Source organism: Paraburkholderia polaris (assembly GCF_012927345.1).
GTDB lineage: Bacteria > Pseudomonadota > Gammaproteobacteria > Burkholderiales > Burkholderiaceae > Paraburkholderia > Paraburkholderia polaris.
Genome location: NZ_JABBGJ010000010.1, coordinates 40,274 through 63,825, shown reverse-complemented (window position 1 = coordinate 63,825; position 23,552 = coordinate 40,274). Strand labels below are relative to the sequence as shown.

The window sequence follows — 23,552 nt, the reverse complement described above, 5'->3', positions numbered from 1 at the left end:
CAGCGACTCTGCATGCGGGAGGCGCGGCCTATACTGCTTTGGGCCGGCAGCAGTGCCGGCACGCGTCGCGCCGCGTTGCTTGCATGGCGCACCTCGCGCAGCGCGACGTGGCACTCATCATTCACGGAGTTTCACGGTGATCCGCAAAGACGCTAAACGTAGCGCTCTGGTGCTGTTTTCCGGCGGCCAGGATTCCGCCACGTGCCTCGCCTGGGCGCTCGAACGTTATGAAACGGTCGAGACGCTGGGCTTCGATTATGGCCAGCGGCACCGAGTCGAACTCGAATGCCGCGAAGGGTTTCGTAACGCTGTGGTGCGCGCTTTTCCGGCGTGGGCCGACCGCCTCGGCGAAGATCACATGATCGACCTGTCGGTGCTCGGCTCGATCAGCGATACCGCGATGACGCGCGAGATCGAGATCCACGCCACGGCGAACGGGTTACCGAATACGTTCGTACCGGGGCGCAATCTGATGTTCATGACGATCGCTGCGGCCATCGCGTATCGGCGTGGTTTGCAGGTGCTGGTCGGCGGCATGTGCGAGACGGACTTCTCGGGCTACCCCGATTGCCGAGACGACACGATGAAGGCATTGCAGGTTGCGCTGAACCTCGGCATGGACACGCGCTTCCTGCTCGAAACGCCGCTAATGTGGCTCGACAAGGCCGATACGTGGCGTCTCGCGCATGAGCTGGGCGGCGACGAACTGGTCGAACTGGTGCGTATCGAAACGCATACCTGCTATGTTGGGGAGCGCGCCGAGTTACACGCATGGGGCTTCGGCTGTGGCGAATGCCCGGCGTGCCGCTTGCGCAAGCGGGGTTATGAAGCGTACCTGGCTGGCGAGAAGGTGACCGAGCCGGTCTGACGGTCTCACGGCGTTTTTAGGCTAGCGCACCGTGCGAACGGTGCGCAGCGCGGGCAATTATTTTCAGGAACACAAGGCAGAAAGCAGCATGACTTACGCGGTCAAGGAAATCTTCTACACATTGCAGGGCGAGGGCGCGAATGCCGGGCGTCCGGCCGTGTTCTGCCGGTTCGCCGGCTGCAATTTGTGGTCGGGCCGCGAAGAAGATCGTGCGGAGGCTGTGTGCCGCTTCTGCGATACTGACTTCGTCGGGACTGACGGCGAGAACGGCGGTAAGTACCGCACCGCCGATGAGCTGGTGCAGATGATCGCGTCGCAATGGCCCGAAGGTGAGGGCGAGCGTTTCGTGGTCTGCACCGGCGGCGAACCGATGCTGCAGATCGACCAGCCGTTCGTTGACGCGCTGCATGCTGCCGGTTTCGAAATCGCTATCGAAACCAACGGCTCGCTGCCGGTGCTCGAGACGATCGACTGGATCTGCGTGAGCCCGAAGGCCGACGCGCCGCTCGTCGTCACTAAGGGCAACGAACTGAAGGTCGTGATTCCGCAGGACAACCAGCGTTTGTCCGAGTATGCGGAGCTCGACTTCGAGTATTTCCTCGTCCAGCCGATGGACGGCCCGTCGCGCGATCTCAACACCAAGCTCGCGATCGACTGGTGCAAACGCCATCCGCAATGGCGCCTGTCGATGCAGACCCACAAGTATCTGAACATTCCCTGATTTGCCGTGCTGACGATTACACGAAAACTCGAATTCGACGCGGGCCACCGCATCCCCGATCACCGCAGCCAGTGCCGTAATCTGCACGGCCATCGCTATGTGCTCGAAATTACGCTGCAAGGCGACCTGGTCGACACCGAAGGCGCGCCGGATCGCGGCATGGTGATGGACTTCGCCGACGTGAAGTCGCTCGCGGTCGAGCATCTGGTCGACAAGTGGGACCATGCGTTCCTCGTCTACGAAGGCGATACGCAGGTGCGCGGTTTTCTGGAAACCATGGCGGGGCACAAGACCGTCGTGCTCGATCGCATTCCGACCGTTGAAAATCTCGCTGCCGTCGCGTTCGATATTCTCGCGAACGTCTATGACGCGCATTACGGCGTGAATCTGCGACTGCATAAGGTGCGTCTGTTCGAGACGCCGAACTGCTGGGCCGACGTCGTTCGCGACTAACAGCCGCCTGGCGCGTGGACGGCGCGACGCGCCGTACTGCGCGGCGCCGTCGCTGCACCGTCTGCGCGACGCCCTTGCGCGTCTCAACCCCCGCGTTATTGTCACGGTATGATCGCTCCGATAACCACACGGAGCGAGACATGCCGGTCACCGCATTGCGTCGCAGCAGGCATTCAGGCCGTCACGGCCCACGCGTTGGTCTATTCCGCCACGCCAGCATCCTCACCCGTGCTTCAGGCGATATGTCCCATCGCCAGGGAGCGCGGCAATGAGCACCTTCACGAATCCCCTCAAGCAACGTCTGAGAGAAGCCGATCCGCTGTTCGGCCTGTGGCTTTCGCTCGGCAGCGATGCGGCAGCCGAGGCGCTCGCGCACGCCGGTTTCGACTGGCTCCTGATCGACATGGAGCATGCACCGAACGATAGCGGCGACGTCACGTCGCAATTGCGCGCGATCGCCGCCGCGCATCTGCCGAGCGAGCCGGTCGTGCGCGTGCCTGCCAGCGAGCCGTGGCTCGTCAAGCGCGTACTGGACGCGGGCGCGCGCACACTCATGTTCCCGAATATCGAAACCGCGGAAGAGGCGGCACACGCCGTGCGTTTGACGCAGTATCCGACCGCGGATGCGCTCGACGGTCAGCGCGGCGTCGCCGGCGCGGTGCGGGCGGCTGCGTACGGCATGCGGCGCGATTACGTGCAGACCGCCAACGCGCAGATCGCGACCATTGTGCAGATCGAGTCGGCGCGCGGCTTGCAGGAGGTGGAGAAGATTGCGGCGACGCCGGGCGTCGATTGCCTGTTCGTCGGACCGGCCGATCTCGCCGCGAGCCTCGGTCACCTCGGCGATTCGAAGCATGCCGACGTGCAGGCAGCGATGGCGCGCATTGTCAGCGCCGCCGACAAGGCCGGTATCGCCGTGGGAATTTTTGCTATGGACGTCGCGAGTGCAAAGCAGCATCGCGATGCCGGTTTTCGTTTTATCGCCCTGGCCGCCGACGTCATGTGGATGTTGCGCGCGACCCGCCAGGCGTTGCAGGAGGTGAGGACATGAAGGGGATGGTGCAGTGCGTCGCGATGCGTCTGGCGGTCACAGCGGCGTTGGTGGCGAATGTGACGGCGTATGCGCAGGACAACCGCGTCGCGAAGTCGAACGATCCGGAGACGCAAACCGCGGTCGCCGATTACAACGCCGGCAATCTGGGCGCGGCGCTTGCCGAGTTCCGTAAAGCGGCGGAGCGCGGCAGCCGGCTTGCCGAGTTTAACTACGCGATGATGCTGCTCAACGGCGAAGGCACCACAGCCAATGTCGACGAAGGCAAGAAGTGGCTGCGCAAAGCCGCCGACGCCAACATGTCGCACGCGCAGTACGTGTACGGCAAGATGTACGACGACGGTGAGTTCGTCGGGCGTGATCCGGTCGAGGCGCATCGGTGGTTCCTGAAGGCTGCGCAGCAGGGGCATGTGCAGGCGGAACTCGCGCTCGCCAATCAGTTCCTCGATGGCCGTGGCACCGAGCGCGATAACAAGCAGGCCTTCGTCTGGTACAAGAAGGCCGCGCAAGGCGGCGACATGACCGCGCAGTACGTGACCGGCTCGTTCTATGAGCGCGGTGGCGACGGCGTGGACAAGAACCTGAACGTGGCGCGCGCCTATTACGCGGCGGCAGCGGCACAGGGCGATCCGGCGGCGAAGCTCAAGTATCAGCAACTGAGCGCGCAGCTGCGGGATCAGAAGGAAGTGAAGCCGCAGTAAATCAGACCGCAGTAAATGAAAAAGGGGCGCTCCCGACGGTGCGCCCCTTTTGTTCATTGGGCCTTCTGTGGCCTGCTTTGACTTTACCTTTGCCTCATTGGCCCTGCATCCTTCGCTTCTGCTGCCCTCTGCTCCGCGGTCTGCGCCTTGAGCCCTACGCCCTAAGCGCTGCCCCGCGCTAACTCTGCATCAACCGCTTTTGCCGCGCGACATTCATGATGAGGCCGATCGCGACCCCCAGCGTAGTCAGCGCGGTGCCGCCGTAGCTCATGAATGGCAACGGCACGCCCACCACTGGCAAGATCCCGCTCACCATGCCGATGTTGACGAACGCGTAGGTGAAGAACGCCATCGTTAGCGATCCAGCCAGCAGCCGCCCAAACAGCGTCGCACCATTGGCCGCGATAAACAGCCCGCGCGCGATCAGCAGCATATAAAGCGTGAGCAACACGATCCCGCCTGCCAGCCCGAACTCCTCAGAGAACACGGCGAAGATGAAGTCGGTGTGCTTCTCGGGGATAAATTCCAGATGCGCCTGGGTACCCTTGAGCCAGCCCTTGCCGAGCGGGCCGCCCGAGCCGATTGCAATCACCGCTTGAATCGTATGGAAACCCTTGCCGAGCGGATCGGACGTCGGGTCGAGCAGCGTACAGATACGATGCTTCTGATAATCGTGCATCAGCGGCCACTGCACGTCCGGCTGACAGATCTTGTCCTGGAACGCCGCGATCGAAGCGACCGCGATCACGCCGGCAATCAGCACCGGCACGATCAGCTTGAAACTCAGTCCCGCGAAGTAAATCACGAAGAAGCCGGCCGCGAACACCAGCACGGCGGTGCCAAGGTCGGGCTGCTTGGCGATCAAACCGACCGGGACAATCAGGATCAGGAAGCCGACCAGAAAGTCGTACCAGCGCATGACGCCTTCGCGGCGCTGGTAGTACCAGGCGAGCATCAGCGGGGTGGCGATCTTCAGAATCTCCGACGGCTGGATTACCACGCCGACGTTGATCCAGCGCTTGGCGCCCTTACGCGTGAGGCCGAACAGCGCTACCGCAACCAGTAACGCGATCCCGAACGTATAGAGCGGGACCGCGAAGCGCATCAGCGTGGTGGGTGGCACATTGGCCAGCGCCCACATCAGCACGAACGTCAACATGATGTTGCGCAGTTGGTCTTCCACCCGGCCGGGCATGTCCAGCGTCGCGCTGTACAGCGTGACGATGCCGACGCACAGCAGCAGAAACACGATCAGGGCGAGCGGCCGGTCGAAGCCCAGGAACATCCGCTTGATGCGGTCGAGCCAGGCGCGCTTGTCGAATTGCATGCCTTTCTCCTTACTCGTCGATGCCGCCGGAGACCGGCTGGCGTGGCGAAGTAGACTGAATGCTGTCATCCCGCGACGGAGCGGCGGCGGTCGGCACCGGCTCGCTGCTCGGGCGGGGTTTGTGCGGGACGCCGGATTTATGCGGCGCTGATTTCTTTGCCGCGGCAGATGCGGATGCCGCCGCGGAGACGGCCGCCGACGCCCCAGATGCGGGAGCAGCCGTCGTAGCCGCTGATGCCGGAGCCGGAGCCGTAGCCGCAGCCGCTGATGCAGCGGCCGGCGCCGATGCAGCCGCAGCAGCGGAAGCTGCCGCCGCGGCCGAAGCGGCGCCGGGCATCGGCAGTGCCGTGAAGCCCGCGGCGACCTTGACCGGCTGCGCCGTGTCCTGTGGCGCCGGCGCGCCACCCACTTCAGGCGCGGACGCATCCTGCGTCGCCGAGGCCGCTGCCGCGACAGCCGCCGCTTCAGCGCCGGGCTTGTTTTTGCCGACCAAGTAGTAATCGAGCACACGGCGCGCGATCGGGCCCGCCGCTTCCGCGCCCCAACCCCCGTTTTCGACGATCAATGCAATCGCGATCTTTGGCTGTTCGGCAGGCGCGAACGCGATGAACAGCGCGTGGTCGCGCAGATGTTCGGCGATCGCGTGGCCTTTGTAGTTTGCGCCTTGCAGCGAGTAGACCTGCGCCGTACCCGTCTTTCCGGCCGCCTGATACGGTGCGCCGATGAACAGCTTCGACGCCGTACCGTTGGTCACGACGCCTTCCATCGCGCGCTTGATGATGTCGATGTCCGATTGCTTCACGGCGATCTTGTCGCTCGGATCGCGCACGACCGGGCGCGTATCTTTCGTAATCGGATTTTCGATGTCGCGCACGAGGTGCGGCTTCATCACGACGCCGTTGTTCGCGAGCGTGGCCGTGGCGTGGGCGAGTTGCAGAATGGTGAACGAGTTGTAGCCCTGGCCGATGCCCAGACTGATCGTTTCGCCTTCATACCAGCGCTGCTGTTCGGGCTTGCGGTATGCCTTGCGCTTCCATTCCGTCGACGGCAGGATGCCGCGCGCTTCGCCCGAAATGTCGATGCCGGTGATCTGGCCGAAGCCCCACGGCTTCATGAAATTGGCGATGTTGTTGACGCCGAGGTCGTGCGCGAGCATGTAGAAATACGTGTCGTTCGACACCACGATCGCACGGTTCATGTCGACCCAGCCTTGACCCGAGCGCACGTCGTTGCGGAACGTATGGCCGCCGAACGTGTACGAGCCCGGATCCTGGAAGCCCCAACCCGGCGTGCGCTTGTGCAGCGTGAGCGCGGCGAGCGCCATGAACGGCTTGTAGGTCGAGCCCGGCGGATAGGTGCCGTGCAGCGGGCGGTTCAGGAGCGGATGGTCGGGTGAGTTATTGAGGTCGTCCCAGGTCTGCTGATCGATGCCGTCAACAAACGAATTCGGATCGAAGCTCGGCGCCGACACGAACGCCAGTACGTCGCCGGTTGCCGGTTCGATCGCGACCAGTGCCCCGCGGCGGCCGGCGAAGGCCTGCTCGGCGACCTGCTGCAGGCCGATGTCGATCGACAGTTCGAGGTTATTGCCCGGCGTGGCCTGGGTGCGCGACAGCGTGCGCACGGGCCGGCCACCGGCGGTTACTTCGACTTCCTCAAAACCGGTCTGGCCGTGCAGTTCCGTCTCATAGCTCTGCTCGACGCCGATCTTGCCGATGTAGTCGGTGCCCTTGTAGTTGTTCGCGTCGAGGCGCGGATCGTAGTGGTCCGGATCGCTGTCGTTCTGATCGCTGGCGTCGTCGATGCGGTCCTGATCGCGCTGCGAAATCCGGCCGATGTAGCCGATCACGTGTGCAGCGGTCGGTCCGAGCGGATATTGGCGGAACAGGCGTGCGCGCACTTCCACGCCCGGAAAGCGGAAGCGTTGCGCGGTGAAGCGCGCGACTTCGTCGTCGGTGAGGCGGGTGCGGATCGGCAGGCTTTCGAAGTTCTTCGAGTCTTCCTGCAGCTTCTTGAAGCGGCGCCGGTCGCGTGCGTCGATCGAGACCACAGTGGCCAGGTTGTCGATCACGTTTTCGAGCGTGTCGTTCAGCTTCGACGGTGTGATTTCGAGCGTGTACGCCGAATAGTTCTTGGCCAGCACCACGCCGTTGCGGTCGGTGATGATGCCTCGGTTCGGCACGATCGGGGCGACCGAAATGCGGTTTTCGTCGGCTTGCAGCGAGTACTTACTGTAATGCCAGACCTGCAGGACCAGGAAACGGAAGCCGATCAGCCCGAAGCAGACGAACACGAACACGCCCGCCGCCGCGACGCGCAGGCGGAATTTCGAGAGCTGTTGCTGAGTGTCCTTGAATTCGGTCATGCGATTCTGCAAAAGGCCGCGTGACGGCCATCATGAGTGTGCGCCCAAACCGGCCGGAACCGGGAGGCATGAACAGCGATGCGCGTCGAGCGGGTCGGGTACCTGGGGTCCAGGGGAACGGCCGGCGTGCTCGATACGTGTTTAAATCGGCCGCGTATCGTCCGGATCGGCCGGGCGGCGCTGCGGCATCAGCAGCAGCACGCTGGCGACCGGCCACAGCGCGGCTTCGACGAAGCCGTCGATCAGGTAACCCCAGCCCGGAAACGCCGCGCCCGTCAGCAGACGGATCACGAACGGCACCAGTTGCGCGACGACCAGCAGCGGCATCACCGCGAAAGTCTGCACGCCGAGCGACATCCACAGCACCCGGCGATGGATCGTAATCGCGCCATACGACAACAACGTATACGCCAGCGCGTGCTCGCCGAGCAGGCTGGCGTTGTGCACGTCCATTAGCAAGCCGAGAAAGAACGCGATGCCCATGCCGACTTTGCGCGGCTGGTGCACGTTCCAGAACAGCAGCACGAGCGCCACGAAGTCCGGCACGCCGGCGAGGCGTCCCCACGGCATCAGGTTTAGCAAAAAGGCCGCAGCGAGGCTGAACGCGATGAAGTACGGATTGACCGGCTGCAGGATGTATTGGGGACGGTTCATGGCTGGGCCCCCGGCGTGGCTTGTGGCTTCGCGCTCCGATCAGCGGCCGCTTTCTTCTCGGCGACGGCTTTCTTCTCCGTGGCGGCGGTCTTGGCAGGCGCTTTCTCGGTGGGCTTGGTCGACGGTTTTTCGGCGGGCTTGGCAGCAGCGGCCGGCTTTTCGGCAGGCTTCGCAGCGGCTTTATCCGTCGCGGCCTTGCTGTCCGCAGGCTTGCCGCCCTTCTTCGCCTTCGCGTCCTTGGCGGCCGTGGCCGCATCGGGCTCTTCCGCCGGACGCGGCGGCACGTTGTTCAGATAGTGCAGCACCAGCAACTGACGCGCGCCGCGCACGGGAGCAACCGGCAAGCAGATCACGCGCGCGAACGCCGTATCGGCCTGCTTGTCGACCCGCACGACCTTGGCGACCGGCAGCCCGGGCGGATAAACGCCGTCGAGCCCACTGGTGACGAGTTCGTCGCCCGTTTGTACGTCGGCGCTGATCGGCACGAAGCGCAGATCGAGCGTATCGCCCTTCGGCGTGCCGTAAATCACGCTGCGCAAGCCGGTGCGCACGATCTGCACGGGCACCGCCTGATCCTTGTCGGTGAGCAGCGTCACTTCCGCTTGCAGCGGGAACACGCGCGTCACCTGACCGATCACGCCGTCTTCGTTGACGACCGGCGAACCGTCCTGGACGCCTTGCTGGGCGCCGCGGCCGATCACGACCTTCTGCGTGAACGGATCGCGTGTGTCGTACTGGACTTCAGCAGGCAGCGATTGCGTGGCCGAGCGCTGCGAGAGTTGCAGCAGCGCGCGCAAATGGGTGTTTTCGGCGGCCAGTTCGGCAGCCGTATTGGCTTGCTGCGAGAGCTGAAGATCTTTGGTGCGCAGCTTGTCGTTTTCGCTGCGCAATGTGGCGCTGGTCACCGCCAGGTCGGCGGCGCCCATGAAGACGTCGCGCGGCACGAGGGCTGCGCGTTGCAACGGATAAAGACCCGCGCCGAGCACGCCGCGAACGATTTCGAGCGTTTTGAAGCGTGCGTCGGAGATCAACAGGGCGAGCGCCAGCACGACGAAAAACACCAGTCGTGCGAGGGCGGACGGGCCTTGCTTGAACAGGGGCGGCGGACTGTATTCCATGGTCGGCGCCGGGGGCGTGAGCGGTTGGGTGAGACGGCGGCGCGCGAGGAACGCGCGTTCAGCGCGCGGAGGCTGGCAGGCCCAGCCAACGGCAAACCGGCCCGCAAGGGGCCGTTTGCCTGATCCGCGCTACTGACATGGAGACGGGCTCGCTTACTCGTACGAGAAGATGCTGCCCAGCTTGTCCATGCGTTCGAGCGCCATGCCCGAGCCGCGCACGACGCAGGTGAGCGGGTCTTCGGCGACGAGCACCGGCAGGCCGGTTTCTTCGGCGAGCAGGCGGTCCAGATCGCGCAGCAATGCGCCACCGCCCGTGAGCATCATGCCGCGCTCGGCGATGTCGGCGCCCAGTTCCGGCGGCGTTTGTTCGAGCGCGATCTTCACCGACGACACGATCTGGTTCAGCGGATCGGTGAGGGCTTCGAGAATTTCGTTGCTGGAGATCGTGAAGCTGCGCGGAATGCCTTCCGACAGATTGCGGCCCTTCACTTCCATTTCCTTGACTTCGGAACCCGGGAACGCGGAGCCGATTTCTTTCTTGATGGCTTCTGCGGTTTGCTCGCCGATCAGCATGCCGTAATTGCGGCGGATGTAGTTGACGATGGCTTCGTCGAACTTGTCGCCGCCGACGCGCACCGACCCCTTGTACACGATGCCGCCGAGCGAGATCACGCCGACTTCGGTCGTGCCGCCGCCGATGTCGACGACCATCGAGCCGGTTGCTTCCGACACCGGCAGGCCTGCGCCAATTGCCGCTGCCATGGGTTCTTCAATGAGGTAAACCTGCGAAGCGCCTGCACCGTGTGCGGCTTCTTTAATGGCGCGACGCTCGACCTGGGTCGAACCGCACGGCACGCAGATGATGATGCGCGGCGACGGCGAGAACATACGCGATTCGTGAGCAGTTTTGATGAACTGCTTGATCATCTGTTCGGTGACGGTGAAGTCGGCGATCACGCCGTCTTTCATCGGGCGGATCGCCTCGATGTTGCCCGGCACCTTACCAAGCATCTGTTTGGCTTCTTTACCGACTGCCTGAATGGTTTTTTTGCCGTTGGGACCGCCTTCCTGGCGGATCGAGACCACCGACGGCTCATCAAGAACGATACCCTTGCCACGCATGTAAATGAGCGTGTTGGCAGTGCCAAGGTCAATCGCCAGATCGTTGGAGAAGTAGCTGCGCAGAAAACCGAACATTCAAAATCCTGTCTCGCTTAGGGCCGGCCCTCGCAACATATGCGCAGGGCGGCAGCGGAAAAAATAACAGCTTCAACCGGGCGGACGCGGCGCCACAGGAACTTGAAGCTGCGAGGGAGTCTACCGGAGGCCGGTGCAAGGCCAAGTCAGAAAAATCCGAACTATCTTTGGGAATTGTTCAGAAAGGCCTTGGTAAGTCGGTCCGGGTTTGGGTCGAACGCGTAATGATACCTTATAATTTTGGATGTTTTGAAGGAAACGGACGGCACTTTTCGCCGCCGCTGGCCCCTTTTTCGAGGTCTTCCTCCAGTGTCGTAACCCGCTGTCGCAGCATCGTTTTTCCCCCGCTGCGGCGGTCCACCACATTTTCCGGTGACTGCATGGCTCTGACCCTGACCGATGTTAAACGCATCGCGCACCTTGCGCGGCTCGAACTGGCTGACGCCGACGCTGAGCACACGCTTGCCCAGCTCAACGATTTCTTCGGCCTTGTCGAGCAAATGCAGGCGGTCGATACCACCGGCATCGCTCCGCTTGCCCATCCGATCGAGCAGATCGAAGACGTCGCGCTGCGTCTGCGTGACGACGCGGTGACCGAAACGGTCGACCGTGAAGCTTTCCAGCGCCCGGCGCCGGCCGTCCAGGACGGCCTGTACCTCGTGCCGAAAGTGATCGAGTAAGACCCGCGAATAAAGCCCAGGATAAAACGCAATGCATGAAAAAAGCTTGACCGAACTGCGCGCCGCACTGGCGGCCAAGGAATGCTCCGCAGTCGAACTGGCGCAGCTGTATCTGAAGCGGATCGACGCGGCCAATAGCCTGAACGCCTTCATTCAGGTCGACGCCGACCTGACGCTCGCGCAGGCGAAAGCGGCCGACGCGCTGCTTCACACCGGCCATGCCGGCCCGCTGGTCGGCCTGCCGATCGCGCATAAGGACGTGTTCGTCACCAAGGGCTGGCGCTCCACGGCCGGCTCGAAGATGCTGTCGAACTACGAAAGTCCGTTCGACGCGACGGTGGTCGCGCGTCTGCAGAACGCCGGCATGGTGTGCGTGGGCAAGACCAATATGGACGAGTTCGCGATGGGCTCGTCCAACGAGAATTCGTACTTTGGCCCCGTGCAGAATCCGTGGGATCGTAAGGCTGTGCCGGGCGGTTCATCGGGCGGCTCGGCGGCTGCGGTCGCGGCGCGCCTCGCGCCTGCTGCCACCGGCACGGATACAGGCGGCTCGATTCGTCAGCCGGCGTCGTTCTCCGGCATCACCGGCATCAAGCCGACGTACGGCCGCGTCTCGCGTTACGGCATGATCGCGTTCGCGTCGTCGCTGGATCAGGGCGGTCCGATGGCCCAAACAGCCGCGGATTGCGCAACCTTGCTCAACGCCATGGCCGGTTTCGACGAGCGCGATTCGACCAGCCTCACGCGCGAGCACGAAGACTTCACGCGCTACATCGGCAAGACGTGGAAAGACGACAGCGTGGACAAACCGCTCGCCGGCCTGCGCATCGGCCTGCCGAAAGAGTATTTCGGCGCAGGCCTGGCCGAGGACGTGCGCGCCTCGATCGACGCCGCCTTGAAGCAATACGAAGCGTTGGGCGCGACGCTGGTGGAAGTCTCGCTGCCGAAAACCGAGCTGTCGATCCCGGTGTACTACGTGATCGCACCGGCGGAAGCGTCGTCGAACCTGTCGCGCTTTGACGGCGTGCGCTTCGGCCATCGCGCGGCGGAATACCGCGATCTGCTCGACATGTACAAGAAGTCGCGTGCCGAAGGCTTCGGTCCGGAAGTGAAGCGCCGCATTCTGGTGGGCGCCTATGTGCTGTCGCATGGCTACTACGACGCGTACTACCTGCAGGCGCAAAAAATCCGCCGCATCATCGCGCAGGACTTCCAGGAAGCGTTCAAGCAGTGCGACGTGATCATGGGGCCGGTCGCGCCGTCGGTGGCGTGGGACCTGGGTGCGAAGGGCGACGATCCGGTGCAGATGTATCTGGCCGACATCTACACGTTGTCGGTGAGCCTCGCCGGTTTGCCGGGCATGAGCGTGCCGTGCGGCTTCGGCGCGGGCGCGAATGCGCAGCGTCCGGTGGGTCTGCAGATCATCGGCAACTATTTCAATGAAGCCCGGATGCTGCAAGTGGCCGACGCGTTCCAGCGCGCGACCGACTGGCACCGTAAAGCGCCGGCAGGAGTGTGAGCACCATGACCAAGCAATGGGAAGTCGTGATCGGTCTGGAGACCCACGCGCAACTGTCGACCCAATCGAAGATTTTCTCGGGCGCCGCCACGCAATTCGGCGCTGCACCGAACACGCAGGCCTGCCCCGTCGATCTGGCCTTGCCCGGCACGCTGCCGGTGATGAACCGCGGCGCCGTTGAGCGCGCGATTCAGCTTGGCCTCGCAATCGGCTCGACAATCGCGCCGCGCAGCATCTTCGCGCGTAAGAATTATTTCTACCCTGATCTGCCGAAGGGCTATCAGATCAGCCAGTACGAAATCCCCGTCGTGCAGGGCGGCCAGGTCACGATTCAAGTCCCGGCTAACGAAAAGGCGGGCAAGGAAGCGTACGAGAAGGTCGTCAACCTGACGCGCGCTCACCTCGAAGAAGACGCGGGCAAATCGCTGCACGAAGATTTCGCGGGCATGACCGGCATCGACCTGAATCGCGCCGGTACGCCGCTGCTCGAAATCGTCACCGAGCCGGAAATGCGCAGCGCGGCGGAAGCGGTCGCGTACGCCAAGACGCTGCACACGCTGGTCACATGGCTCGGCATTTGCGACGGCAATATGCAGGAAGGCTCGTTCCGTTGCGACGCGAACGTATCGGTGCGCCCGGTCGGTCAGGCAGAATTCGGCACGCGTGCCGAGATCAAGAACCTGAACTCGTTCCGCTTCCTCGAAGAAGCGATCCAGTACGAAGTGCGCCGTCAGATCGAATTGATCGAAGACGGCGGCACGGTGGTGCAGGAAACGCGTCTGTACGATCCGGACAAGCGCGAAACGCGTTCGATGCGCAGCAAGGAAGACGCGCACGACTACCGCTATTTCCCCGATCCCGATCTGATGCCGCTCGTGATCGACGCGGCGTGGGTCGAGCGCGTGAAGAGCGAAATGCCGGAACTGCCGGTGGCGATTCAACAGCGCTTCGTCACGCAATACGGCCTCACGCCGTACGACGCGAACGTGATGACGTCGAGCAAGGCCATGGCTGCGTACTACGAAGCGGTCGTTCTCAAGGTCGGCCCGGCGAACGCGAAGGTCGCCGCTAACTGGTTGATGGGCGAAGTGTCGTCGCAACTGAATCGCGAAGGCCTGGACATCGCAGAGAGCCCGGTGTCGTCAGCGCAACTCGCGCTGCTGCTGCAACGTATCGCCGACGGCACGATCTCGAACAAGATCGCCAAGGAAATTTTCCTCGCGATCTGGGAAGAGAAAGCCGCCGACGAAGCCGCCGCCGATCGCATCATCGAAGCGAAGGGTTTGAAGCAGATTTCGGACACCGGCGCGCTGGAAGCGATCATCGACGAAGTGCTTGCCGCGAACCAGAAGTCGGTTGAGGAATTCCGCGCCGGCAAGGAAAAGGCGTTCAACGCACTGATCGGGCAGGCGATGAAGGCCACCAAAGGCAAGGCCAATCCGGCGCAGGTGAACGAACTGCTGAAGAAGAAGCTGTCCTGAGTTGAAGCAATGTGGCCGGCGCGAGTGTGCCGGCCATCACGGGCTGTTGCCGGAAACGAAAGTGGGGCAACGGCCCGTTTCATTTTGCGGGCCCGCTTTATGTACCGCTGAACGCAGATCACGGAGTGTGTGAATGGCGAAGCAACCCGAACTCGACGATTTCCGCGTGCCGTATTTTGACGACGGCAAGAAGAACAGCAAATTCTCGCTCGACACTTTCGACCCGGCCACGAAGCCTTTTTCGACCGGTTCGAAAGACTCCGACCGGGCGCGATTGTCGGAGATCGGCGCGAAGCTCGACACACTGCAGGAGTGCCTGCACGCGCAGCAGAAGCGCCGGGTGTTGCTGGTGCTGCAGGGCATGGATACGAGTGGCAAGGACGGCACGATCCGCGCGGTGTTTCATGAAGTCGATCCGCTCGGTTTGCGCATCGTGCCGTTCAAGGCGCCGACGCCTGTCGAACTGGCGCACGATTTTCTCTGGCGCGTGCATGCACAGGCGCCCGCTGCCGGTGAACTGACTATCTTCAACCGCAGCCATTACGAAGATCTGCTGGTGCCGGCCGTGCTCGGCAATCTGCACGCCGAAGCATTCGAGCGACGCTGTTGCCAGATTCGCCAGTTCGAAGAACTGCTGGCATACAGCGGCACCACCATCATCAAATGCATGCTGCACATTTCAAAAGATGAGCAGCGTGAGCGTCTGCAAGCGCGCATCGACGATCCGAGCAAGCACTGGAAATTCGACGTCGCCGATCTCGAAGCCCGCAAGCAATGGGACAAATATCAGGTGGCGTACCGCGACGCGCTGGCCGCGACTTCGACCGACTACGCGCCGTGGTACGTGATTCCGGCCGATTCGAAGACCCATCGCAATGTGATGGTCGCCGAGTTGTTGCTGCGCACGTTCGAAGCGTTAAAGCTTGAATATCCGCCTGCGAAAGAATCGCTGAAGGGCATCAAGGTCGAATGACGCTGTGCTTTCGGCCCTTTTGCTCCAGAAACGAATTGAACATAAAAGGAACAACATGTTGCGTGTGATTACCGCCAACCTGAACGGCATCCGCTCAGCGGCGAAGAAGGGTTTTTTCGACTGGTTCGGCGAACAGAAAGCCGACGTGCTGTGCGTGCAGGAAATCAAATGCTCGCAAGACGATATGACGCCCGAATTCATGGCGCCGCACGATTACACCGGCTATTTCCAGCATGCGGTGAAGAAGGGCTATAGCGGCGCGGGCGTGTACACGCGACATGAGCCGGATGAAGTGGTGATCGGGTTCGGCAGCGAGGAATTCGATCCGGAAGGGCGCTATGTCGAATTGCGCTTCGGCAAGCTGTCGGTAATTTCGGTGTACGTGCCGTCGGGATCGAGCGGCGAAGAGCGCCAGCAGGCCAAGTTCCGGTTCATGGACGAGTTCATGCCGCATCTCGCGGAACTGGCCCAGGAGCGCGAAGTGATCGTGTGCGGCGACGTGAACATCGTCCACAAAGAGATCGACATCAAGAACTGGAAGAGCAACCAGAAGAATTCAGGCTGCCTGCCGGAAGAGCGCGAGTGGCTCACCAAGCTGTTTGACGAAGTCGGTTACGTCGACGTTTTCCGCACGCTCGATCAGCGGCCGGAACAATACACGTGGTGGAGCAATCGCGGCCAGGCGTATGCGAAGAACGTGGGGTGGCGGATCGATTATCAGATCGCGACGCAGGGCATCGCCGGCAAGGCGAAACGCACCGACGTGTTCCGCGATATCAAGTTCAGCGACCATGCGCCGCTGACGGTCGATTACGACCACAAGCTCAAGAAGTAAGCACGGCCCGAACTGCAGCGGAACCGCGCGAGCCACAGGCGAGCCCGAGGCCGCAAGCCGCAAGCCGCAAGCCGCAAGCCGCAAGCGCCGCGGCCCACGCAACTCACTCGCTGATCGGTTTGCGGCGCGGGCGGCCCATGCCGGCATAGTCCGGTAGCGCATCAACGCTCTTGCCGATTGCCTTCGCATAGAGCGGCAGCATATCCGGCAAACGCTTGATGATGTCCTGGCGCCGCGCCGGCGTGTACGGGTGCACGTAAATATAGCCCTGGTCGCGATTGCTGCGCGTCGCCGTGGCCAGCTTGTCCCATAGCGTGACTGCCGCGCGCGGATCGAAGCCGGCGCGAGAGGCGATATCGCTGCCGATCACGTCGGCCTCGGTTTCGTCGGTGCTCTCGTACTTCATCTCCAGCAATCGCGAACCGATGCCGAGCGGCGCCGCGCCCAGATCGGCGAGTCCGAATAGCTGCGGGATCGTGCCGGACGAGTCGAGTTGGCTGGCCTGCAGTTCGCCGAGCCGCTCGCGCGCATGCTCGCGCAATGCGTGTGCGATCTCGTGACCGATCAGCATGCCGAGTTCGTTGTCGTTCAGACGCGCGCGATCGAGCAGGCCGCTATACACGACGATCTTGCCGCCCGGCAGGCAGTACATGCGAATATCGGGCGAGCGCACCACCGCCACATCCCACTTCCAGTTCCTGGCCCGCTCGTTCCACTTCAGCGAGTAGGGAATCAGCTTGTCGACGATCGAACGAACCCGCGTGACGTGGGCGTCGGTGTCGCCATACAGACGGTTCGCGTGCTCTGCGCCGTACGTGATCTGGCTGAACTCTTCGGCGGCTTGCGCCTCGAGCATCGGCGACGGGATCAGGTTGCGAAACACGAGATAGCCGCCGTAGCGCAACTGTGTGTTCGGAGCGCTGTAAGAGGGCGGCGTGGGGGCGCTCGCGGCTGCGGCGGGCGTTGAAGTTGCGGCAGGCGCTTTTGCGGCCGCTGCCGGCGCCGAGGTAGGGGCTGAGGTAGCTGCCGGCGTTTTGGCCGTTACCGGTGCCGGTGGCGGCTGCGTTGAAGCGGGCGGCGTGGCGACCGCAGGCGCGCTGCCGGCGCTCGTGGCACTGGTCGCGCCAGCCGCCGCCGATGTCGCGTTTTCAGAACTCGCCGTGTTCGGCGCCGATTTTGCCGCAGGCGCAGGCGTCGGAGCCGGCGTTGCGGTGGCCGCTGCTGCTGCACTGGTGCCGACCGCGGGCATAGCGGTCGCGTACGCGCTCAACGGCGCCGCCAACGTCAGGCTCGCGCAACCGAGCGCCACCGCCGCACGCAGCGCCGCGCGGCCGGCCTTGGGCGAAGAAATCCTGGCGGCATCCGATTCCGGGTGCATTGGGCGCTTTGACCGAAGCGCCGTCACGACCGCGTTCTCCAGGACTGGGTTCTCCAGGGCGCGATGCGCAGCAGAAGCAGCATGCCGGGCAGCCCCAGCGCGGTACACACAATGAAGTAGTCGAACCAGCCGATCTGCGCGACCACATAGCCGCTTGCCGCCGATGCCAAGGTGCGCGGCACGGAAGCCAGGCTCGTGAAAAGTGCGAACTGCGTAGCGGTGTAACGCGGATCGGTGGTGCTGGCGATGTAAGCGGTGAAGGCCGCCATCGTCAGACCGGTCGCGAAGGTTTCCAGGCCGTAGACCAATGCCAGCGCGACTGAGCGCGGATCGAGCTGCACGGTCCAGTCGATGCCGACCAGCGCGAGCAGCTTTGAGGTGCCCTGGCTCAGCCAGACGGCGATGTCATAAATTACGGCAAGACCAGGCGATGCCGGGCCAAGATGCGCAAGCCATGCGAAGCCGAGCGTCGACACCATCTGCAGGACGCCGAAGATCCAGAGCCCGCGGCCGATGCCGACTCTCATCAGCCAGATCCCGCCGACGATCCCGCCCGCCAGACTCGCGCCGAATGCGGTGGTCTTGGCGATCACACCGATCTGTGTGCGCGAAAAGCCGATGTCGAGAAAGAACGACGTGGACAGCGTGGTCGCCATCGTGTCGCCGAGCTTGTAAAGGAAGATGAAGCCGAGCACGAAGAGCGCACCACGCCAGCCGTCGCGTTGGATAAATTCGCTGAACGGTTGCATGATCGCTTCGCGCAGATTCTTCGGCGGCGTGCCGTGCACTTCGGGCTCGCGCACCACCAGCGTCATGATCATGCCAGGCAGCATGAATGCAGCGGTGACGATGAAAACGGTGGTCCACGGCAAATGGTCGGACAGAATCAGCGCCAGCGAACCGGGCACCAGCGCGGCGATCTTGTACGCGTTCACATGCACCGCATTGCCCAGACCCTGCTGCGTGTCGCTCAGCAGCTCGCGCCGGTATGCATCGATAGAGATGTCCTGACTCGCGCCGAAGAACGCGACCAGCGCTGTCAACGCGGCCACCGTCCAGATCGAGTCGCGCGGCGACACGAAACCTAAAGCCGCAATCGCGCCCGCCACCAGAATCTGCGTGACCAGCATCCAGCCGCGCCGTCTGCCCGGACGCCAGCCCGGCAAACGCGGCACGTAGCGGTCCATCAGCGGCGCCCAGACGAATTTCCAGGTGTACGGGAACTGAATCAGCGCGAACAGGCCGATTTCCTTCAGATTGACGCCTTCGGAGCGTAGCCACGCCTGCACCAGATAGACGAGCGTGAACAGCGGCAGTCCCGACGTAAAGCCGAGAAAGACGCAGATCAGCATGCGCGTATTCAGAAACGCGCGCCAGCCGGGATGTTCTTCGTGAGCGGTAAGTGCAGGCGCCTCGTGCGGCGGGTTCGACATGTGGATAAGTGGTGTTAGCTTTTCTTGACGCGATAGACCGCAAGACTACCACGCCAGTTCACCCCCCATCGCACCACCTGGCCTTCGTGCAGCACCACGCGGTCGAGAATCTCGATACCGACTTCCGGCGCCAGCGCCTCGAAATCCTTGATCGTCAGCACCCGCACGTTCGGTGTGTTGTGCCACTGGAAAGGCAGCGACTTCGACACCGGCATGCGGCCTTGCAGCACGGACAGCCGATGCGCCCAGTAGCCAAAATTCGGGAACGAAACGATGCATTCCTTGCCCACCCGCACCGTCTCGCGCAGGATCGCAGCGGTTTGATGGATGGTTTGCAGCGTCTGCGACAGAACCGCGAAATCGAAACTGCTGTCTTCGAACAGACGCAGGCCGTCTTCCAGGTTCTGCTGGATCACGTTGACGCCGTTCTGGGTCGACGCCAGCACGCCGGCGTCGTTGATTTCGATGCCGTAGCCCTGCACGTCCAGTTCTTCGCTCAGCAGCGACAGCAACGAGCCGTCGCCGCAACCCAGATCGAGCACGGTGGCGCGCGGTTCGACCCAGCGGGCGATCGCGCGGAAGTCCGGGCGCAGCGCCAGGTAATCGAGTGCTCGCTGGTTCATGCGTTCACCTCGTTCGCAATACGTTCGTAATAGGCGCGCATCAGGTTGTGATAGCGCGCGTCGTCGAGCAGGAAGGCGTCGTGGCCGTGCGGCGCGTCGATTTCCGCGTAGGTCACCGTGCGCTTGTGGTCGAGCAGCGCCTTCACCAGTTCGCGCGAGCGGGCCGGCGCGAAGCGCCAGTCGGTCGAGAAGCTGGCGATCAGGTATTTCGCCGTGGTGTGCGCGACGGCAGCGGTCAGATCGCCGTCGAAGGCTTTGGCCGGATCGAAATAGTCGAGCGCGCGTGTGATCAGCAGGTAGGTGTTCGCGTCGAAGTAGTCGGCGAATTTGTCACCCTGGTAGCGCAGATACGACTCCACTTCGAATTCGACGTCGAAGTTGAAGTTGTACGCGTCCACCGCCCCTTCTGCACGGCGCAAGGAGCGGCCGAATTTCTCGGCCATGTCGTCGTCCGACAGATACGTGATGTGGCCGATCATGCGCGCGACGCGCAAGCCGCGTTTCGGCTTCACGTTGTGTGCATAGTAATTGCCGCCGTGGAAGTCGGGGTCCGACAGGATCGCAGAGCGCGCCACCTCGTTGAACGCGATGTTCTGCGCGGACAGCTTCGGTGTGGACGCAACAACGATGCAATGGCCCACGCGCTCCGGATACATCATGCTCCACGCGAGCGCCTGCATGCCGCCGAGGCTGCCGCCCATCACCGCCGCGAAGCGCGTGATGCCGAACTCATCGGCGACGCGCACCTGCGCGTTCACCCAGTCTTCAACGGTGACGACAGGAAAGGTCGCGCCATACGGATTGCCCGTAGCCGGGTCGATGCTCATCGGCCCGGTCGAGCCGAAGCACGAACCCAGGTTGTTCACGCCGATCACGAAGAACTTGTTGGTGTCGAGCGGCTTGCCTGGGCCAACCATGTTGTCCCACCAGCCGATGTCCTTCGGATTGTCCGCGTACACGCCCGCCACGTGGTGCGACGCGTTGAGCGCGTGGCACACCAGCACGGCATTGCTGCGCGCGGCATTGAGCGTGCCGTAGGTCTCGACCATCAGGTCGTAACCGGCCAGCGAGCTGCCGTTCTGCATGAGCAGCGGCTCGGTGAAATGCATTTTTTGGGGAGCGACGATACCGATCGATTCCATTCATTCCGCCATTTAACAAATACAGGGCGGCTAGATTGGCGTCGGCGAGGCACGGAGGAGACACGGTGTGCGCGGCTGACGACCTCTTTAGCCGCATTTATAGTGAACCGCGGGAAACATTCCCGGCAGTTCGCGCGCCCGCAATCGAGTCAGCAAATCGGCGCGTGATAGGTGTTCAAGGTGCTCTGGACAGCGGTCTCAGGTGATTCGACGAGCCGCAGTCAGGCGCAAAGTATAGCGGAAAATTTCATGCGACAGCGTCGCGGGCGCCGCTGTGCGACCTCGCGTGCCGCGCGGGCTACTGAAGAATCAGGAGCAGTTGTGCATCGGCGTGTTCAGCGGGCGGCCGCGCAAAGCCGCTGCGCACATACCGGTGCCAGCGACCAATGATGTAGCTCAGCAGCAAGCTCGCGCGGATCGCGGGATCGTAGCCGGCGGGCAGTAGGGCATGCGCATTTGCGCTCTGGCTTGCGTTTTCAGCCGCGCTTGCGTTGGCCTCCATTTGAGCCATCCGCAAACACTGCTTCAACGACGCTTCGACCCGCTCAAGCATCTGATTGACGCGTTCGGTCAGCCGTTCATGCTCGCCGACCAGCGCCTCGCAGGTCAGCACGCGCGTCATGCCGGGATTCTTCGCAGGAAAGTTGAGCAGCATCAGCGCGATCGCACGGGCTTGCAGCACGCCGTTGCTTTCTTTGTCGGCGATCTGGTTGATCAGACCGAAGATGGTCTGCTCGATGAACTCGATGAGCCCTTCGAACATTTGCGCCTTGCTGGCGAAATGGCGGTACAGCGCGGCTTCCGAGACGCCGAGCCGGGCGGCGAGTGCCGCTGTGGTGATCTTCTCGCTCTTCGGCGCCTCCAGCATCGCGGCAAGCGTCTGCAGGATGTGCACGCGGCGCTCACCCGGCTTCAGGCGCGCCGCACGCGGGGCGGCCGACGGGGTGGGTTCGTCTTCGGCTACGGCTTCGTCAGGCTTGTCGATCGGCTGCATGGCTGTCGTCCCGTCTGCTGTCCCTTCAATCGAACCGAGCGGGTGCCCAGTCGTAGCGATTTTAACGAACGAATGCTGCGATCGACATAGTGCGGCCGGCCGGTGCCCGGCAGACGCGTCGGCACGCCGTCCGCGTGCGGTTTGCGCGGCAGATGGCCGGTGATCCACACGGTGCGGATGCCGAGCCGCCGGTAGTTCTTCAGATGCGAGCGCGTGTCTTCCACGAGGATCACGTCTTTGAGCGAGACGTGCGCGTCGCGCATTGCCTTGCGCAGCATCGAATGGTCAGGTTTGGCGCGCCAGCTGCGGCGATCGCGCATATGTTCGATGGCAATCACCTGCTCGAACAGACGCTCGATGCGCAACTCTGCGAGCACCGCGCGCGCATAGGCCTCGGGCGCATTGGTCAGCACGATCTTGCGACCGGGCAGCGACGCGACGAGCCGCGCGACACCGCGTTCGTGACGGATCATCGAACCGAGATCGGGGAACGTGTGGACGACTTTCAGGAAGTCGTTCGGGTCGAGCGGATGATGGCGGGCCAGACCGAGCAGCGCCGCGCCGTAACGTTGCGTGTAGCCGGTGCGCAGACGGTTGGCTTCGTCGATATCGACCTGCAATGCGTCGATGATGTACTGCGTCATTCCGTGATTGATCGCCGGAAAGATCGCGTGCGAGGCGTGATGCAGCGTGTTGTCGAGATCGAACAGCCAGACCGGACTGCCGCCTGCGATGTGCGGACGACGGCGTCGGGAAGTGGGGGTGCGCATGATGAAAGACGCCGTTCAGGCGCGAGCAGTCGCATCACGCAGCGGACGCGGAGGGTTCGCGGTGCGGATGACGGTGAAAGAGGGGAGAGCTTGCTGGCGCGAGAGGGCGGCGCGCTGTGGGCTGCCGCGTTGTGGTCCGCCGTGGCGTGAGCCCGCGCCGGGCATGCAGGAATCCGCGGAGACAGCAACGGTACTGCACGGCACATATGACACGCCGGGCAAGCGCGCCGTATGGGCCGTATTTGAGGCAGGAATCAATGCGAGCGGATCATCGTGCCGAACGGCTGTTCGGTGAGAATTTCCAGCAGCACCGAGTGCTCGATGCGCCCGTCGATGATGTGTACCGAACGCACACCGCTCTTCGCCGCATCCAGCGCCGACGAGATTTTCGGCAGCATGCCGCCGGAGATCGTGCCGTCTGCGAACAGGCCGTCGATTTCGCGCGCCGACAGATCGGTCAGCAGATTGCCTTCCTTATCCATCACGCCCGGGATGTTCGTCATGATCACGAGCTTTTCGGCGTTCAGCACGACCGCCAGTTTGCCCGCGACCAGATCCGCGTTGATGTTGTACGACAGGCCGTCTTCGCCGAAGCCGATCGGCGAGATCACCGGAATGAACGCGTCGTCCTGCAGCGCTTTCACGACCGCGGGATTGATCGCCTCGACTTCGCCCACCTGGCCGATATCGACGTACTGGCCCGGATTGTCGCGATCCGGCATCTGCATCTTGCGTGCGTGGATCAGGCCGCCGTCCTTGCCGGTCAGACCGACCGCGTGGCCGCCGAAATGGTTGATCAGCGTGACGATGTCCTGCTGCACTTCGCCGCCGAGCACCCATTCGACGACTTCCATCGTCTCTTCGTCGGTGACGCGCATGCCCTGAATGAACGTGCCCTGTTTGCCGATTTTCTTCAGCGCCTGGTCGATTTGCGGACCGCCGCCGTGCACGATGACCGGATTGATACCAACCAGCTTCAGCAGGATCACGTCGCGCGCGAAGCCTTGCTTCAGCCGCTCTTCGGTCATGGCGTTGCCGCCGTATTTGATGACTACGGTCTTACCGTGATACTGGCGAATGTAAGGCAGCGCCTCGGCCAGGATTTCAGCCTTCAGGGTGGGCGCGATCTGCGAAAGGTCAGGAAGCTCGGACATGGCGGCAGGCTCAGGCACGGGACAGTTAAAACAGGGCGAATTGTACAGGACTGGCGCGCTGCAACAGGGTTTTCGATACCGGCGCCGGTGACGGGCGGCGCGGCCTTTGCGCACT

The 23,552-nt window shown here is 63.1% G+C and carries 22 protein-coding genes; 10 read left to right on the top strand and 12 right to left on the bottom strand.

The features are described from left to right. Positions 1–136 precede the first annotated feature (136 nt). The 5 genes from queC to HHL24_RS11090 all read left to right on the top strand — a co-directional run bounded on the left by queC (position 137) and on the right by HHL24_RS11090 (position 3,794). Positions 137–868 (top strand): 7-cyano-7-deazaguanine synthase QueC, encoded by a 732-nt coding sequence (queC, locus tag HHL24_RS11110; RefSeq protein WP_169485539.1) that lies wholly within the window; start codon positions 137–139, stop codon positions 866–868. A gap of 88 nt (positions 869–956) precedes the next feature. Further along, the gene (queE, locus tag HHL24_RS11105) at positions 957–1,589 is read left to right on the top strand and encodes a 7-carboxy-7-deazaguanine synthase (protein WP_169485538.1); all 633 of its coding nucleotides are present in this window, start codon (positions 957–959) and stop codon (positions 1,587–1,589) included. Between the two features lie 9 nt (positions 1,590–1,598). Continuing rightward, complete coding sequence (gene queD, locus HHL24_RS11100) at positions 1,599–2,042, top strand: 6-carboxytetrahydropterin synthase QueD (protein ID WP_093634683.1); 444 nt, start codon at positions 1,599–1,601, stop codon at positions 2,040–2,042. Between the two features lie 268 nt (positions 2,043–2,310). After that, a complete protein-coding gene (locus tag HHL24_RS11095; protein WP_169485537.1) occupies positions 2,311–3,093 on the top strand; it encodes an HpcH/HpaI aldolase family protein in 783 nt (260 codons plus the stop codon). Then, entirely contained in the window at positions 3,090–3,794 is a 705-nt protein-coding gene (locus HHL24_RS11090) for a tetratricopeptide repeat protein (RefSeq protein WP_169485536.1), read from the top strand. The genes HHL24_RS11095 and HHL24_RS11090 overlap by 4 nt, the downstream gene beginning before the upstream one ends. Before the next feature lie 178 nt (positions 3,795–3,972). Here the strand turns inward: HHL24_RS11090 and rodA are convergent, their stop codons facing one another. The 5 genes from rodA to HHL24_RS11065 all read right to left on the bottom strand — a co-directional run bounded on the left by rodA (position 3,973) and on the right by HHL24_RS11065 (position 10,455). After that, positions 3,973–5,121 carry a rod shape-determining protein RodA gene (gene rodA, locus HHL24_RS11085; protein WP_169485535.1) on the bottom strand — a complete coding sequence of 383 codons (1,149 nt, stop codon included), beginning with the start codon at positions 5,119–5,121 and terminating at the stop codon, positions 3,973–3,975. Positions 5,122–5,131: 10 nt separating this feature from the next. Then, positions 5,132–7,486, bottom strand: a complete 2,355-nt coding sequence (mrdA, locus tag HHL24_RS11080) for a penicillin-binding protein 2 (RefSeq protein ID WP_169485534.1) — start codon at positions 7,484–7,486, stop codon at positions 5,132–5,134. A 141-nt stretch (positions 7,487–7,627) separates the two neighbouring features. Beyond that, on the bottom strand, positions 7,628–8,140 hold the full coding sequence (gene mreD / locus HHL24_RS11075; RefSeq protein ID WP_063494468.1) for a rod shape-determining protein MreD: 513 nt from the start codon (positions 8,138–8,140) through the stop codon (positions 7,628–7,630). Beyond that, on the bottom strand, positions 8,137–9,258 hold the full coding sequence (mreC, locus tag HHL24_RS11070) for a rod shape-determining protein MreC (protein ID WP_169485533.1): 1,122 nt from the start codon (positions 9,256–9,258) through the stop codon (positions 8,137–8,139). Before mreC ends, mreD begins: the two co-directional genes overlap by 4 nt. A 153-nt stretch (positions 9,259–9,411) precedes the next feature. Then, positions 9,412–10,455: a rod shape-determining protein gene (locus tag HHL24_RS11065; RefSeq protein ID WP_004189550.1), complete on the bottom strand. Its 1,044-nt coding sequence runs from the start codon at positions 10,453–10,455 to the stop codon at positions 9,412–9,414. 380 nt (positions 10,456–10,835) lie between these two features. Between HHL24_RS11065 and gatC the strand changes: the two genes are divergently transcribed. The 5 genes from gatC to HHL24_RS11040 all read left to right on the top strand — a co-directional run bounded on the left by gatC (position 10,836) and on the right by HHL24_RS11040 (position 15,943). After that, a complete protein-coding gene (gene gatC / locus HHL24_RS11060) occupies positions 10,836–11,135 on the top strand; it encodes an Asp-tRNA(Asn)/Glu-tRNA(Gln) amidotransferase subunit GatC (RefSeq protein WP_063494470.1) in 300 nt (99 codons plus the stop codon). Positions 11,136–11,166: 31 nt separating this feature from the next. After that, positions 11,167–12,654, top strand: coding sequence for an Asp-tRNA(Asn)/Glu-tRNA(Gln) amidotransferase subunit GatA (gene gatA / locus HHL24_RS11055; protein ID WP_169485532.1), 1,488 nt, complete (start codon positions 11,167–11,169; stop codon positions 12,652–12,654). A gap of 5 nt (positions 12,655–12,659) precedes the next feature. Further along, positions 12,660–14,135: an Asp-tRNA(Asn)/Glu-tRNA(Gln) amidotransferase subunit GatB gene (gene gatB / locus HHL24_RS11050; RefSeq protein WP_169485531.1), complete on the top strand. Its 1,476-nt coding sequence runs from the start codon at positions 12,660–12,662 to the stop codon at positions 14,133–14,135. A gap of 133 nt (positions 14,136–14,268) precedes the next feature. Further along, complete coding sequence (locus tag HHL24_RS11045) at positions 14,269–15,108, top strand: PPK2 family polyphosphate kinase (RefSeq protein ID WP_169485530.1); 840 nt, start codon at positions 14,269–14,271, stop codon at positions 15,106–15,108. A 55-nt stretch (positions 15,109–15,163) separates the two neighbouring features. After that, positions 15,164–15,943: an exodeoxyribonuclease III gene (locus HHL24_RS11040; protein ID WP_169485529.1), complete on the top strand. Its 780-nt coding sequence runs from the start codon at positions 15,164–15,166 to the stop codon at positions 15,941–15,943. Between the two features lie 103 nt (positions 15,944–16,046). Here HHL24_RS11040 and HHL24_RS11035 read toward each other — a convergent pair whose 3' ends face one another. The 7 genes from HHL24_RS11035 to argB form a co-directional block, all read right to left on the bottom strand. After that, positions 16,047–17,321, bottom strand: coding sequence for a M48 family metallopeptidase (locus tag HHL24_RS11035; protein WP_169485528.1), 1,275 nt, complete (start codon positions 17,319–17,321; stop codon positions 16,047–16,049). 23 nt (positions 17,322–17,344) lie between these two features. Beyond that, the gene (locus tag HHL24_RS11030) at positions 17,345–18,754 is read right to left on the bottom strand and encodes an AmpG family muropeptide MFS transporter (RefSeq protein WP_169485527.1); all 1,410 of its coding nucleotides are present in this window, start codon (positions 18,752–18,754) and stop codon (positions 17,345–17,347) included. Between the two features lie 14 nt (positions 18,755–18,768). Next, positions 18,769–19,377, bottom strand: a complete 609-nt coding sequence (gene metW, locus HHL24_RS11025; RefSeq protein ID WP_169485526.1) for a methionine biosynthesis protein MetW — start codon at positions 19,375–19,377, stop codon at positions 18,769–18,771. Beyond that, entirely contained in the window at positions 19,374–20,519 is a 1,146-nt protein-coding gene (gene metX, locus HHL24_RS11020; protein ID WP_169485525.1) for a homoserine O-succinyltransferase MetX, read from the bottom strand. Before metX ends, metW begins: the two co-directional genes overlap by 4 nt. Positions 20,520–20,817: 298 nt before the next feature. Further along, a complete protein-coding gene (gene slmA / locus HHL24_RS11015; protein WP_169485524.1) occupies positions 20,818–21,513 on the bottom strand; it encodes a nucleoid occlusion factor SlmA in 696 nt (231 codons plus the stop codon). Continuing rightward, a complete protein-coding gene (locus HHL24_RS11010) occupies positions 21,480–22,283 on the bottom strand; it encodes a pyrimidine 5'-nucleotidase (protein ID WP_169485523.1) in 804 nt (267 codons plus the stop codon). Before HHL24_RS11010 ends, slmA begins: the two co-directional genes overlap by 34 nt. 254 nt (positions 22,284–22,537) lie before the next feature. Continuing rightward, complete coding sequence (gene argB, locus HHL24_RS11005; protein WP_028197732.1) at positions 22,538–23,437, bottom strand: acetylglutamate kinase; 900 nt, start codon at positions 23,435–23,437, stop codon at positions 22,538–22,540. Positions 23,438–23,552 lie beyond the last annotated feature (115 nt).

Bases quoted from the DNA above. Each gene is read 5' to 3' on its own strand.
- HHL24_RS11040 (WP_169485529.1), top strand. From the start codon at position 15,164: ATGTTGCGTGTGATTACCGCCAACCTGAACGGCATCCGCTCAGCGGCG.
- metW (WP_169485526.1), bottom strand. From the start codon at position 19,377: ATGAACCAGCGAGCACTCGATTACCTGGCGCTGCGCCCGGACTTCCGC.
- mreD (WP_063494468.1), bottom strand. From the start codon at position 8,140: ATGAACCGTCCCCAATACATCCTGCAGCCGGTCAATCCGTACTTCATC.
- gatA (WP_169485532.1), top strand. From the start codon at position 11,167: ATGCATGAAAAAAGCTTGACCGAACTGCGCGCCGCACTGGCGGCCAAG.
- HHL24_RS11095 (WP_169485537.1), top strand. From the start codon at position 2,311: ATGAGCACCTTCACGAATCCCCTCAAGCAACGTCTGAGAGAAGCCGAT.
- HHL24_RS11065 (WP_004189550.1), bottom strand. From the start codon at position 10,455: ATGTTCGGTTTTCTGCGCAGCTACTTCTCCAACGATCTGGCGATTGAC.
- HHL24_RS11045 (WP_169485530.1), top strand. From the start codon at position 14,269: ATGGCGAAGCAACCCGAACTCGACGATTTCCGCGTGCCGTATTTTGAC.
- gatC (WP_063494470.1), top strand. From the start codon at position 10,836: ATGGCTCTGACCCTGACCGATGTTAAACGCATCGCGCACCTTGCGCGG.
- metX (WP_169485525.1), bottom strand. From the start codon at position 20,519: ATGGAATCGATCGGTATCGTCGCTCCCCAAAAAATGCATTTCACCGAG.
- argB (WP_028197732.1), bottom strand. From the start codon at position 23,437: ATGTCCGAGCTTCCTGACCTTTCGCAGATCGCGCCCACCCTGAAGGCT.
- HHL24_RS11035 (WP_169485528.1), bottom strand. From the start codon at position 17,321: ATGCACCCGGAATCGGATGCCGCCAGGATTTCTTCGCCCAAGGCCGGC.
- HHL24_RS11010 (WP_169485523.1), bottom strand. From the start codon at position 22,283: ATGCGCACCCCCACTTCCCGACGCCGTCGTCCGCACATCGCAGGCGGC.
- slmA (WP_169485524.1), bottom strand. From the start codon at position 21,513: ATGCAGCCGATCGACAAGCCTGACGAAGCCGTAGCCGAAGACGAACCC.
- HHL24_RS11030 (WP_169485527.1), bottom strand. From the start codon at position 18,754: ATGTCGAACCCGCCGCACGAGGCGCCTGCACTTACCGCTCACGAAGAA.
- rodA (WP_169485535.1), bottom strand. From the start codon at position 5,121: ATGCAATTCGACAAGCGCGCCTGGCTCGACCGCATCAAGCGGATGTTC.
- queE (WP_169485538.1), top strand. From the start codon at position 957: ATGACTTACGCGGTCAAGGAAATCTTCTACACATTGCAGGGCGAGGGC.
- HHL24_RS11090 (WP_169485536.1), top strand. From the start codon at position 3,090: ATGAAGGGGATGGTGCAGTGCGTCGCGATGCGTCTGGCGGTCACAGCG.
- mreC (WP_169485533.1), bottom strand. From the start codon at position 9,258: ATGGAATACAGTCCGCCGCCCCTGTTCAAGCAAGGCCCGTCCGCCCTC.
- mrdA (WP_169485534.1), bottom strand. From the start codon at position 7,486: ATGACCGAATTCAAGGACACTCAGCAACAGCTCTCGAAATTCCGCCTG.
- gatB (WP_169485531.1), top strand. From the start codon at position 12,660: ATGACCAAGCAATGGGAAGTCGTGATCGGTCTGGAGACCCACGCGCAA.